This is a genomic window from Streptomyces sp. CBMA123, from assembly GCF_014596465.1.
Taxonomy (GTDB): Bacteria; Actinomycetota; Actinomycetes; order Streptomycetales; family Streptomycetaceae; genus Kitasatospora.
Genome location: NZ_MECK01000166.1, coordinates 1 through 11,724, shown reverse-complemented (window position 1 = coordinate 11,724; position 11,724 = coordinate 1). Strand labels below are relative to the sequence as shown.

The 11,724-nt window shown below is 74.1% G+C and carries 9 protein-coding genes and 1 pseudogene; 3 read left to right on the top strand and 7 right to left on the bottom strand.

Features of this window, described 5'->3' with window-relative positions:
- Window positions 1–307, top strand: a pseudogene (locus BG452_RS19770) (hypothetical protein); the annotation flags it as partial.
- A 16-nt stretch (window positions 308–323) separates the two neighbouring features.
- Here BG452_RS19770 and BG452_RS19765 read toward each other — a convergent pair.
- Window positions 324–866: a VOC family protein gene (locus BG452_RS19765; RefSeq protein WP_188305666.1), complete on the bottom strand. Its 543-nt coding sequence runs from the start codon at window positions 864–866 to the stop codon at window positions 324–326.
- A 205-nt stretch (window positions 867–1,071) separates the two neighbouring features.
- Between BG452_RS19765 and BG452_RS19760 the strand changes: the two genes are divergently transcribed.
- On the top strand, window positions 1,072–1,644 hold the full coding sequence (locus BG452_RS19760; RefSeq protein ID WP_223242463.1) for an Lrp/AsnC family transcriptional regulator: 573 nt from the start codon (window positions 1,072–1,074) through the stop codon (window positions 1,642–1,644).
- Window positions 1,645–1,957: 313 nt separating this feature from the next.
- Here the strand turns inward: BG452_RS19760 and BG452_RS19755 are convergent, their stop codons facing one another.
- The 3 genes from BG452_RS19755 to BG452_RS19745 form a co-directional block, all read right to left on the bottom strand.
- On the bottom strand, window positions 1,958–2,764 hold the full coding sequence (locus BG452_RS19755) for a S16 family serine protease (protein WP_317621139.1): 807 nt from the start codon (window positions 2,762–2,764) through the stop codon (window positions 1,958–1,960).
- Window positions 2,765–2,820: 56 nt separating this feature from the next.
- Window positions 2,821–3,471: an IclR family transcriptional regulator gene (locus BG452_RS19750; protein WP_188305665.1), complete on the bottom strand. Its 651-nt coding sequence runs from the start codon at window positions 3,469–3,471 to the stop codon at window positions 2,821–2,823.
- 373 nt (window positions 3,472–3,844) lie between these two features.
- Window positions 3,845–5,677 (bottom strand): DEAD/DEAH box helicase, encoded by a 1,833-nt coding sequence (locus BG452_RS19745; RefSeq protein WP_223242466.1) that lies wholly within the window; start codon window positions 5,675–5,677, stop codon window positions 3,845–3,847.
- A 305-nt stretch (window positions 5,678–5,982) separates the two neighbouring features.
- Between BG452_RS19745 and BG452_RS19740 the strand changes: the two genes are divergently transcribed.
- On the top strand, window positions 5,983–6,411 hold the full coding sequence (locus tag BG452_RS19740) for an SsgA family sporulation/cell division regulator (protein ID WP_188305664.1): 429 nt from the start codon (window positions 5,983–5,985) through the stop codon (window positions 6,409–6,411).
- 149 nt (window positions 6,412–6,560) lie between these two features.
- Here the strand turns inward: BG452_RS19740 and BG452_RS19735 are convergent, their stop codons facing one another.
- From BG452_RS19735 to BG452_RS19725, 3 genes are read right to left on the bottom strand one after another with little or no spacing between them, the layout of a single operon-like run.
- On the bottom strand, window positions 6,561–9,161 hold the full coding sequence (locus BG452_RS19735) for a rhomboid family intramembrane serine protease (protein WP_188305663.1): 2,601 nt from the start codon (window positions 9,159–9,161) through the stop codon (window positions 6,561–6,563).
- The gene (locus BG452_RS19730) at window positions 9,128–10,453 is read right to left on the bottom strand and encodes an alpha/beta hydrolase (RefSeq protein WP_188305662.1); all 1,326 of its coding nucleotides are present in this window, start codon (window positions 10,451–10,453) and stop codon (window positions 9,128–9,130) included. The genes BG452_RS19735 and BG452_RS19730 overlap by 34 nt, the downstream gene beginning before the upstream one ends.
- Complete coding sequence (locus tag BG452_RS19725) at window positions 10,450–11,091, bottom strand: class F sortase (protein WP_188305661.1); 642 nt, start codon at window positions 11,089–11,091, stop codon at window positions 10,450–10,452. Before BG452_RS19725 ends, BG452_RS19730 begins: the two co-directional genes overlap by 4 nt.
- Window positions 11,092–11,724 lie beyond the last annotated feature (633 nt).

Here is an 11,724-nt window from a genome sequence, read left to right as displayed (position 1 = left end):
CGCCGCCACCACCGCCGCGCACGCCCCGGCCGGCACCACGGCGGCCCCGCCGGCCAAGCGGCCCGCGCCCACCGCCGGCACCACGTCCACGGTGAAGAGCTACCCGATCCCCGGCGGCCGGGTCGCCCTCGACATCCGGGCCGACAGCGCCTCGCTGGTCTCCGCCACCCCGGACCCGGGCTGGCAGATGCAGGTGTGGAACGGCGACCGCTGGATGCGGGTGGACTTCACCAAGGACAACCAGGCCAACTCGGTGTTCGTCTACTGGAACGGCCACCCGCCGGTCGTGGAGACGGCGGTCCGCTGAACCGGCCCCGGGCCCGTCACCAGCCCGCGAAGGGCTCGAACCCCGGCAGGTACGGCCCCGCGTACCCGGCCCGGTCGACCAGGGTGTGCCGGGTGCCGCCGGGCACCGCGATGGTGGCCAGCACCACCGAGCCGAACCGGTCCCGCACCTCGTACGGCTCGGCCAGCGACAGCGCGCCCCGGTCGACGGCGTAGTCGTACGCGTAGTGCACCTCCGGCACGCTCACCGCGAGGTCCAGCACCCCGTCCCCGTGCCGGGCCAGGTGCGCCGCCAGCTCCCGCCCGCGCGGGCCGCCGCCCGGCACCGGCGAGGTCAGCACGATCCGTGTCCCGGGCCCGCTGAGCACGTACGAGACCACGTCCGGATCGCCCGTCTCCGGCCCGGCGTGCGCGGTGCAGCGCAGCCCGAGCGCCGCGCGGTAGCGGCGGGCCGCCCGCTCCGCGTCGCCGACCGCGAAGACCAGCGCGTCGGCCCGGCCCATCGGCAGCGGTCCCGCGTCCTCCGCTCCCCCGGCCGGGCCCGCGGCGAGCAGGACGGATTCGGCGGCGGTGTCGGTCATGACGGCCCCCTCTGGGTGTGCGGACGGTAGGCGTACGGACCACCGGGCGCCCGGGGTGGGGCCCTGGGCACGGGATCGTGGCTGGAGGGTGGCGCCGAGCCGACCGACGCGCAACTGTTCCGTTTCCTCCTGGTCAAGGTGCGCCCCGGGGCGGGAGAATCGGCGGCGCCGCTGTACAGAATGCCCACCGGAGGACGGCCCCGCGATGCCCCCCGCCCACTCCCCCAGCTCTCCCGGCTCGCCCGCTCCCCAGGACGCCCCTCAGGACGCCCCCCACGGCGCTTCCCCGGCCCCGGCCGGCGGCGGGAACGACGCCATCGACGCCCTGGACGGCCGGCTGATCCGCCTGCTGGCGGAGGAGCCCCGGATCGGCGTGCTGGAGTGCTCGCGCCGGCTGCAGGTCGCCCGGGGCACCGTGCAGGCCCGGCTGGACCGGCTGCAGGCCAAGGGGGTGATCAGCGGCTTCGGCCCGGAGGTGGACCCGGCCGCGATCGGCTACCCGGTGACGGCCTTCGCCACCCTGGAGATCTCCCAGGGCCAGGGCGCGGACGTGCGGGCACACCTGGCGCGGGTGCCGGAGGTGCTGGAGCTGCACACGATCACCGGGATCGGGGACATGCTGGTGCGGATCGTGGCCCGTTCCAACGCGGACCTCCAGCGGGTGATCGACCGGGTGGTGGGCTTCGACGGGATCGTCCGCTCCTCCACCGCGATCGTGCTGGAGAACCCGGTGCCCTACCGGATCCTGCCGCTGGTGGACCAGGCTGCCGCCGAGTAGGACGGTCCGGCGCCGGGTCGGGCCCGGTTGGAGACCCTGCCGGACACCCTCGCCGAGGAGCTCTCCGCCGCCGTCCACTTCACCTGGTACCGCCATGGCGAGGTGGAGCCGGCCGGCGCTGCCGAGGCCCCCGGCGCGCCGCTGATCGACCGGCACCGGTGGCGGACCGGCCCACGCCCACTCGCTGCCGACGGCCCGGGCCCACCGGCCGGCCGGCATCGCGGCCCGGCTGCGGACCGGGCCGGGCGACGACTTCGCCCCGGTGGCCTTCGGGCCCCGAGCCCGGGCGGCCGGCCCGCTGCGGGCAGGAGGGTCAGCAGCTGGGGACGCTGCCGCCGCTCCTCAGCGCCTCCAGCGCCGCGACCGACTCGGCGAGCGTGCCCACCGGCACCAGCCGCAGCGACTTGGGGGTGTTCACCTTGGCGTCCGTGCACTCGTCCTTGGGGAGCAGGAAGACCGTCGCGCCGTCCCGGGCCGCCGCCTGGGTCTTCAGCGGGACGCCGCCGACCGGGCCGACGGTGCCCTTGTCGTCGATGGTGCCCGTCCCCGCGATCTTGAGCCCGCCGGTGAGGTCGCCGCCCTTGCCGTCGCCGGCGAGCTTGTCGACGATGCCCAGCGCCAGCATCTGTCCGGCGCTCGGGCCGCCCACGTCGCCCAGGTCGACCTTGACCTTCACCTGGTCCGGCGAGAGGTGGAGGTAGCCGAGCGCGGCCGCGGTGGCACTGTCCTGCGACTCGGCCATCTGCTGGGCCGTCACCTGCTCGGCCTTGGCCGGGTTGCTCTGCGGGTACACCGTCTCGGTCGGGCGGATGGCCTCGTCGGGGTCGAACCAGGCCTTCAGCGCCCGCCCGAAGGTGGTCTTCTGCCCCGGATTGGTGGCCGAGATGGTGACCATCCGCAGCTCGCCGTCGGTGCTGCGCAGCGGCGCCCCGGTGATGGTGAGCACCGGCCGGTCCTGGTAGCTGCCGAGGGTGTCCGCGGTCAGGCCCGGCCAGGTGATCGTGTACGGCAGCGGGACGAAGGCCGCCACGCCGAACAGTGCGGCGACCAGCACCCCGCAGAGCGCGAGCGAGCGGGTCCGCGGGGACGAGAGGGCCTTGGGCAGCTTGGTGTCGGACACAAGGGGAATCCAAACACACCGGACGCCGTGATTCGCCCGCGCGCGACGCCCGGGTCCTACCTCAGGGCGTCGGCCACCTCGGTGGCCGCCTCCACCACCCGCGGGCCGACCCGCTCGGGCACCAGCCCGTTGAGCATCACCACGCCGACGCTGCCTTCGATGCCGCTCAGTCCGAGCAGCGCGGCGGCGGCTCCACTGGCTCCGGACTGCTCCTCCGCACGGGTGATGACGAACCCCTGCTCGGGCCGGCGCTGGCTGGGGAAGGTGCGGGCCTCCAGGATCGCCCGGCCGGCCGCGCTCTCGGTGAGCGGGTGGCGCAGGCCGGTGCGGTAGGCGACGTGGAAGTCGGTCCAGCTGGGCTCGACCACGGCGACGGCCAGCGCCTCGCTGCCGTCCACCAGGGTCAGGTGGGCGGTGGCGCCGAGGTCCTCGGCGAGGCTGCGCAGGGCGGGCAGCGCGGCCTCCCGCAGCAGCGGGTGCACCCGGTGGGCGAGCCGCAGCACGCCCAGGCCGACCCTGGCCCGGCCGCCGATGTCGCGTCGGACCAGGCCGTGCTGTTCCAGGGTGGCGAGCAGCCGGTAGACCACGGTGCGGTTGACGGCCAGCCGGGCGGCCAGCTCGGTGACGGTGAGCCCGCGCTCGGAGTCGGCGAGGAGTTTGAGGACGCGGACGCCGCGGTCCAACGTCTGGGAGGTCTCGGCAGTCACGACGGGCGGTCCTTTCCGCGGCGCTCGCGGGGCGGGCGGCGCCGGGCCCAAAGGTCGGCGTCGCGCGCAGGTGGGGGTGGCCGCGCTCGGGCCGCGCGGTGTCGTCCCTGACGACCGCACGGTCCTGCGGAGCCCGTCCCTCGGGGGTTGCCCGGCGGAAGAGCGTGGGGGAAAGGTAGTGAAGGAAATGTCGCGGCGGAAGTGGTTGTCCAAAATTCGGTCGTGATCGGCAGCGGCGCCGCCGGGAATTCCGGACGAAACCCACCAAACCACCGGCCCGGACTCGGGCGTCGGTTCGACCCTGGTCCGAAGTCCGGACACCCCGGAGGGGCGGGGTCCGGGCCGGTCCGGCCCGGATCCGCCCGCCGGACCGTTACTTCGCCCACTCCCGGATCTTGGCGATCCGCGCCTTCAGCTGGTTGGCGGTGGCCTGTGCGGTCAGCGGGCCGCCGCACTGGCGGCGCAGCTCGTTGTGGACGGTGCCGTGCGGCTGGTTGGTGCGGTGGTGCCAGGCGGCGACCAGCGCGTTCAGTTCCTTGCGCAGCTCGCGCAGCTCCTGGTGGGTGACCACCGGCCGCTGCTCGGCCGGCAGCTCCAGCAGGTCGGCCTCCTCGGCGGGCTTGGTCTTGCTGCGCTGGATCTGCCGGTGCTGGCGCTTCTGCAGCAGCATCTGCACCTGGTCCGGCTCCAGCAGGCCCGGGATGCCGAGGTAGTCCTCCTCCTCCTCGCTTCCCGGGTGGGCCTGCATGCCGAACTCCATGGCGTTGTACAGCACCCGGTCGAAGACCGCCTCGGAGCCCAGCGCCTCGTAGGAGAACTCCTCGCCGCCGGCGCCGTCCGGCCCGTCGTTGGCCCGCTCGGCCTCGGCGAGCAGCCGGTCCTCCTCGTCGAAGAGGCCGTCGCCCTCCTTCTTCGGCCGGTCCAGCACGTGGTCGCGCTGGAGTTCCATCTCGTTGGCGAAGCTCAGCAGCATCGGGATGGTCGGCAGGAACACCGAGGCGGTCTCGCCGCGCTTGCGGGCGCGGACGAAGCGGCCGACGGCCTGGGCGAAGAACAGCGGGGTGGAGATCGAGGTGGCGTACACCCCGACGGACAGCCGGGGCACGTCGACGCCCTCGGACACCATCCGGACCGCGACCATCCAGCGCGAGGTGCCCTCCGAGAAGTCGGAGATCCGCTTCGAGGCCTCGGCCTCGTCGGAGAGCACCAGGGTGACCTTCTCGCCGCTGATCTCGCGCAGCATCTTGGCGTAGGCGCGGGCCACGTTCTGGTCGGTGGCGATCACCAGTCCGCCGGCGTCCGGGATGGCCTTGCGGACCTCGGTCAGCCGCCGGTCGGCGGCCTGGAGGACGGAGGGGATCCACTCGCCCTGCGGGGAGAGCGCGGTGCGCCAGGCCTGGGCGATCAGGTCCTTGGTCATCGGCTCGCCGAGCCGGGCCTCCAGCTCGTCGCCGGACTTGGTGCGCCAGCGCATGTTGCCGCTGTAGCTGAGGAAGATCACCGGGCGGACGACGTGGTCGGCGAGCGCGTGCCCGTAGCCGTAGGTGTAGTCGGCGATGGACTTGCGGATGCCGTCGCTGCCCGCGTCGTAGGCGACGAACGGGATCGGGTTGGTGTCCGATCGGAACGGCGTTCCGGTCAGCGCGAGCCGGCGGGTGGCCGGCTCGAAGGCCTCGAAGCAGGCCTCGCCCCAGGACTTGGAGTCACCGGCGTGGTGGATCTCGTCCATGATCACGAGGGTCTTGCGGGCCTCGGTCCGGTTCCGGTGCAGCATCGGGTTGACCCCGACGCCCGCGTAGGTGACCACGATGCCGTGGTAGTCCCGGGACAGCGGACCGGAGGAGTACGCCGGGTCCAGCCGGATGCCTATCCGCGCGGCGGCCTCGGCCCACTGCTTCTTCAGGTGCTCGGTCGGTGCGACGACCGTCACCTGCTGCACCAGGTGGTTGTGCAGCAGGTACGAGGCCAGGGTGAGGGCGAAGGTGGTCTTTCCCGCGCCCGGGGTGGCGACCGCGAGGAAGTCGCGCGGCTGGGTCTCGATGTACTTGTCCAGCGCACCCTGCTGCCAGGCCCGCAGCTTGCCCGCGGTGCCCCAGGGGGCACGGCCGGGGAAGGCCGGGGAGAGGTGGTGCGAGGCGGCTGGGGCGGCATGGCCGGCGGCCCGGACGGGCTCCTGCGGCTCCGGTACGTCGGAGAACAGCGGCATCGAGGAGGCGGCGGCAGTACTCACGGTCTCCGAGGGGGATCATCGCAGGTCAGAGGCGGTTTTGCGGCCCCGTCCCGCGGTCGGGCGGCGATCGGACAACCCGCCCAGCCTACCGGCCCGAGGCCGTTCGGGCCTCCAGGCCGAGCTCCGCGCCGGGCCCGGACGGCCGGAAATCGATGTGATGCAGGTCACGTCGGATCATCCGTGAAACCGGGTAATCCCCAGCACCCCCGGCACTCTCACCAGGGTGAGGCCGCCCCAACCCCACCTGCCGTCGGGCGGCCGCCGAACGAAGGGACCCACCCTTGAGCTCCGTCGTCGAAGAGACCGTCCAGGCCCGCCTGATCCTCTCCCCGCAACGCTCCGCCCGGCTGCGCGTGGTGCTGTCCTACCTGCCGGAGGACCCGTTCGCGGTCCGGATGGCCTTCCCCGCCGAGTTCTCGCTGGACGACGTCGCGGACGGCCAGGACGCCGAGGACATCGTCTGGGTGTTCGCCCGCCAGCTGCTCTCCGCCGGCCTGGAGCTGCCGGCCGGGCCCGGCGACGTGCACGTCCGGCCCGCGCCCGGCCGGCGCACCATGGTCGAGCTGCGGGCCCCGGAGGGCACCGCGCTGCTCCGGTTCGACACCACCGACCTGCGGCGCTTCCTGTGGCGCAGCCGGCTGCTCGTCCCGGAGGGCGAGGAGCACCTGCACCTGGACGCCGACCGCGCGCTCGCCCAGCTGCTCGGCTGACCACGCCGACCACGCCGACCACGCCGACGACCCTGACGGCACCCACGGCACCCACGGCACCCACGGCACTGCCGACACCGACGACGCGGACGGCGTCCGGGAGCGCCCCCGCGCTTCCGGCCGTCAGCGCCGCCCGGGCCCCGGACGGATCAGCCGGACAGCTTGCGCATCAGCCGGACGCCCTGCGCCGCCGTGAGGTGCGGCAGGTACGCCTTGCCGATCGCCCTGGTGATGCCGGGCAGCGCGGCCGGGTCGGGGTAGGCCATGTACATCGGCCGGTACTCCGGCTGGAACTTCGCCTTGAACGCCAGCAGCGAGCGGAAGCCGTACACCGGCTCCAGCACCTTGCCCATCCAGTCCAGCATCCGCTGCAGTCCGGCGGGCTCCTCGTCCTGCCGGGCGCGGGCCAACGGCGCCCCCGACAGGGACAGGAACCGGGCGCCCTCGCCCTTGAAGCCGAGCGCGGCCGAGGCGATCAGGAACTCGTTCACGCCGCGGAAGCCGTCCGAGCGCCGCCGCATGAAGTCCAGCGTCCAGCCGACCGGCTCGCCGTTCTCGTACACCGGCATCCAACTGGTCAGCCCGTGCACCACCCGGTCCTGGTCCACCGCGACCAGCACCCGCACGTCCGGGTCGTCCAGCTCCTCCAGCCCGCCGAGGGTGAAGCCCATCTCGGGCAGGCCCTTCTCGGAGACCCACTCCTCGGAGATCGCCCGGATCTGCTCGCGCAGCGCGAGCGGCGCCTCGTGGTAGGCCCACCACTCGGCGGTGATGCCCTGCTTGCCGGCCTTGTTCAGGGCGGTGCGGATGTCCTGCCACTTGCGGCCGGTGAAGGCCAGCTCGGGCAGCGGCACCACGGTGTCCTCGGCGACCTGCACCGAGCGCCAGCCCAGCTGGACGGCGGCCGCCCGGGTGTCGGCGCAGACGCTGTAGAAGCACGGCGTCCAGCCCCGGGCGTCGCAGTAGCGGGCGAAGCCGGCCACCGCCCGGGCCCGGTCCTCCGGGGCGCCGAACGGGTCCCCGGTGGTCAGCGCGACGGTGCCGACCACCCGGTAGGCGACGGCCGCGCGGCCCCCCTCGTCGAACCAGTAGTGGTTGCCGTCCCAGGTGGTGATGAAGGACAGCGTCCCGCCGCCGTGCTCGGCCAGCAGCGCCCGGGCCCGGGCGACGGCGGCCGGGTCGGTGCGCAGCACCGGCCGCCGGAACGCCGTCAGCAGCGCGACCAGCGCGACCAGCCAGAACGCCAGCCCGCAGTACGTCTCCAGGAACAGCGCCACCGGGCCGACCGCTATCGGGTAGTCCGGCAGCAGGTCGTTGTACGCGGGCGGCAGGAACTGGGCCGGCAGCCCGTGCACCAGCCCGCGCAGGCCCGCGCCCGGCTCGAACTGCCCGGCCACCACCCGCCCCAGGCCCACGTACGCCGCCGAGGCCACCAGCGCGGCCCCGCCGACCACCACGGCCAGCCGGCGCACCGCCCGGCCGGCCAGCCGCAGCCGGAACCGCTGCCGGGTGGCCAGCAGCAGGGCGGTGGTCAGCAGCGGCAGCAGCATCGCCTCGACGAAGTACTGCACGACGTCCCCGCTGACCGGCCCGGCCTCGAAGTACAGCCAGGCCAGCAGCACCGCCCAGAGCAGCTCGGTGGCGACGCTGATCCGCCAGGCGAACCGCAGGCCGCGGCGCAGCCCCTCGGCGAGCACCAGCAGCAGCGCCGGGAACAGCGCGGCCATCAGCCGGCCGGGGGTGTCGAATATCCGCTCGACGGCGTGCGCCCGGGCGCAGTCGTGCGCCGAGACGGCACAGAACTCGGCCACCTCGTCCGGGCTGAGCCGGTGCGAGAAGTACAGCTCGGAGAAGGTGTTGAACGGCCCGCTGGCGTTGTCGTACAGCGAGGCGATCAGCGGCCCGCAGGCGGCGGCGACCAGGCAGAGCGCGACCAGCACCCGGGTCTCGGTGTGCGAGGAGCGGTGGCTGCGCAGGTACGGGCGGCCGCGGCTGAGCAGCGCGCCCAGGCCGAGGCCGAACAGCGCGGCGGCGCACCGCTGGACGCTCTGCAGGTGGCCGACGTACAGCGTCATGACCAGCGGGACGAGCAGCACCAGCAGGTGCAGCCGACGGCGCCAGAGCACGGTGAGCCGGTAGCCGAGCACCCCGGCCAGGGCGAACAGCCCGACGGCGGGCCCGACCGCGGTCTGGTCGGCCACCGAGGCGGTCCACTGCTCCCCGGCCGAGGAGCCGACCGCCACCAGCGCGGTGCCCAGCAGGGTGCCGGCCACCTGCCCGCCGGCCAGCACCGCGAGGGTGCGCAGCCGGCCGAGCCGGCGCTCGGCGCCGGGGCCGACCAGGAGCAGCAGCAGGCTGGCGAAGACGTACGAGCCGATGCCCGAGCACCAGAACAGCGAGGTGACCGGCGTCCACCAGCGGCCCTCGCCGAGCGTGCTCAGGCCGACGCCGGTGCGGGCGAGCAGCCGGGCCGACGGCCCGCCGGACAGGCTCCCGGTGGCCGCGCCGAGCACCCAGAGCCCGGCCAGCAGCGCCAGGGTCAGCGGCGCCGAGCGCAGCCGGTCGCGGAGCGCCCGGGCGGCCCGGCGGAACCGCTGCGGGCCCGGTTCCGGCGTCCGGGTGACCGGGCCGAGGTCGGTGCCCCGGTCGGGCCCGCGGCCGGTGCTCCGGTCCTGTGTCCGCGCGCGCTCGGTGACGGGTGCGAGCCCGGCCCCGATCACCTGGTCAGCCCGGTCTGCTGGGCCAGCCACGGGATCTGCCGGACGATACCGGGGCGGAACACGACCCAGCCGTGACTGCCCGGCATGAGCTCGAACCTGGCCTTCATCCCCGCCTCCTGCACAGCCTGGTAGACCTTCTCCATCTGCGGCCGGAACTCCTCGTCGGTCTCGCCGACCACCAGGGCGACGCTGGTGTCCGGGAATTTCCTGCGGGCCATCACATGGAGCGGATCGACCGCGTCGAATTCGTTCTCGTCACCGCCGAAGGCGGCCTTGACGGTCTCGTCCCGGGTGCCCAGGGTCGGTTCCGTCTGCCCTGACATGTCGAGGACGGTGCCGTACACGTCGGGCGCGTTGACTCCCAGCTGGAGCGCGCAGGTGCCACCCATCGAGGCGCCTCCGATCGCCCAGGCCTTGCGGCCGGTGGCGGTCTGCAGGTTCTGCTGGATCCAGTTCGGGACGTCCACGGCCAGGTAGGTCTGCACCTTGGCGATCTTCGAGTCCAGGCAGAGCGTGTTGGCCCAGGTGGAACCGAGCTGGTCGGGCATCACCACGATCGGCGCGAGACCGCCGTGCTCGGCCGCGAACGCGTCCAGCGCCTCGTTGATCTGCCCGGAGAGCACCCAGTCCCCCGGGATCCCCGGCTGACCGCTGATCATGACGACCACCGGCAGCAGCGGCCGCGGGGTGGCCTGGTAGGCGGGCGGGAGGTAGACGTACGCGTCGCGGGCCTTGAAGCCCGACTTGGCGCCCGGGATCGGCACCACCGAGACGGAGCCCTTCTCCGGCAGGTTTGCCGGCGGGTGCCAGACCTCGTCGAGCGCCTTGTCCGGCGGGGCTGCCACGGTCTGGCCGACCTTGTCGGCGATCAGCGAATCGGTCCTGGTCAGCCAGGGTGCGAGCATCACCCGGCCGTTCGGGAACTGGCCGAACCCGATGTTGACCTGGGAGGCCGCCATCAGGAGCACCAGCAGGCTCAGGCCGAACGTGAGCGACCGACGCTGCCAGCGCAGCCGGCGCATCCGGTAGCCCGCCAGGCAGAAGCCCAGCAGGGCGACGGCTATCCACCTGGTGACGTACCGGGGGGTGCCCTCGGGGAAGGGGTGCCACCAGCCGTCCACCAGGACGTCGAGCAGCAGGCTGAGCGCAGCCGCGGTGGCCAGTGCGGCGGGCAGGCGGAACCGCCACCAGTCCCGGCCGCGGCGGACGGCGAGCACGGCCAGCGCGGCCCAGCCGGCGGCGAGCACGGCGTACGGGATCGGGCCGTGGGTGAGCGGCCAGTCGATCGGGTTCCAGCGGGTGGCGAGAGTGAGCGTGGTCATGCGGCTTTGCCCGGTGGTGTGGTGTCGGCCAGGAATCCGTAGGCGACGACGTTGCCCTCGTAGCCTTGTTCCTCGCTGTACGCGCCGCCGCAGGTGATCACCCGTAGCTGTGCGTCGGCGGCCTGGCGGTAGACCCGGTCGTCCGGGAAGTCCTTTCGGTCGTGCACTTCGATGGCGTACAGCTGGTAGACGGCGGTGGCGCCGTCGGCGCGGGCGATCTCGATCCGGTCGCCCCGGCGGAGCGCTCCCAGATGGTAGAAGACGGCCGGTCCGGACTTGTTGTCGACGTGCCCCGCCAGGATGGCGGTGCCGCGCTGGCCGGGGCTGGCGCCGCCGCGGTACCAGCCCGCGAGGTTGCGGTCGGCCGCGGGCGGGGCCTGGAGGTGACCGTCGGGGTCCAGGCCCAGCTCGGTGACCGGGGCGTCCAGGCGGACGGCCGGGATGCGGATCCTGGTCGGGGCGGACGGGCCGAGCGGGGGGACGACGGAGACCGGGGCGAAGCCGGACAGCGCCTGGCCGCTCGGCGCGGGCGGCAGTACGAGCGAGCCGCCGTCGTGCAGCAGCCAGGCGCCGAGCACCAGCGCCGTACCGGCCGCGAGGGTGCCCGGCCAGGGGCTCCTGCTCTGCTGGACGGCCACGGGTGCTCCCTTCTGCCGGCCCGGATCCCATTCCTGAGAGTTTCCTGAGAACTCATTCAATCGGATCGGACCCTATGGCACGTCCCCACGACGGTCGTATCCGCACCCGCCGATCGGCAGGGATGACGGCCCTGGTCCTGCGCCGAGTGCCCGCGGAGCCACGGAACGTGACTCCCCCGTCCCGCGTACCGGCGCGGCCCTACCACCCTCCGAACAGCATCGACGTTCCGGCCCGCCGGTTCGGTTGCGTCAATCGGGCGATCGATCCCGACCGTCCGCTGCGCCTCTCCGACCGTTCCGGACCACATGCCATGCTGACCCGGTCACGGGCCCCATCCCCCTCCGGTCGATCCGGACTCCCGCACGCCGCGCGCACCCGGCACCCGAGCCGGCCGCCCGCCGAACGCCTCACGAACGGAGTGACCATGGACGCGCTCTCCCGCCGAACCCTGCTGGCCGCCGGAGCGGCCACCGCCGCCACCCTGGCGGCCGGCTGCGGCACCGACCGGGCCGGCGGCGGGGGGATCGGAAGAGCGTCGGGTAGGGGAAGGGTGGTGGGGGGTGGGGGGGAGGGGGGGGGGGGGTGGGGGGGGGGGGGGGGGGGGGGGGGGGGGGGGGGGGGGGGGGGGGGGG

Bases quoted from the DNA above. Each gene is read 5' to 3' on its own strand.
- BG452_RS19760 (WP_223242463.1), top strand. From the start codon at position 1,072: ATGCCCCCCGCCCACTCCCCCAGCTCTCCCGGCTCGCCCGCTCCCCAG.
- BG452_RS19745 (WP_223242466.1), bottom strand. From the start codon at position 5,677: ATGCCGCTGTTCTCCGACGTACCGGAGCCGCAGGAGCCCGTCCGGGCC.
- BG452_RS19730 (WP_188305662.1), bottom strand. From the start codon at position 10,453: ATGACCACGCTCACTCTCGCCACCCGCTGGAACCCGATCGACTGGCCG.
- BG452_RS19765 (WP_188305666.1), bottom strand. From the start codon at position 866: ATGACCGACACCGCCGCCGAATCCGTCCTGCTCGCCGCGGGCCCGGCC.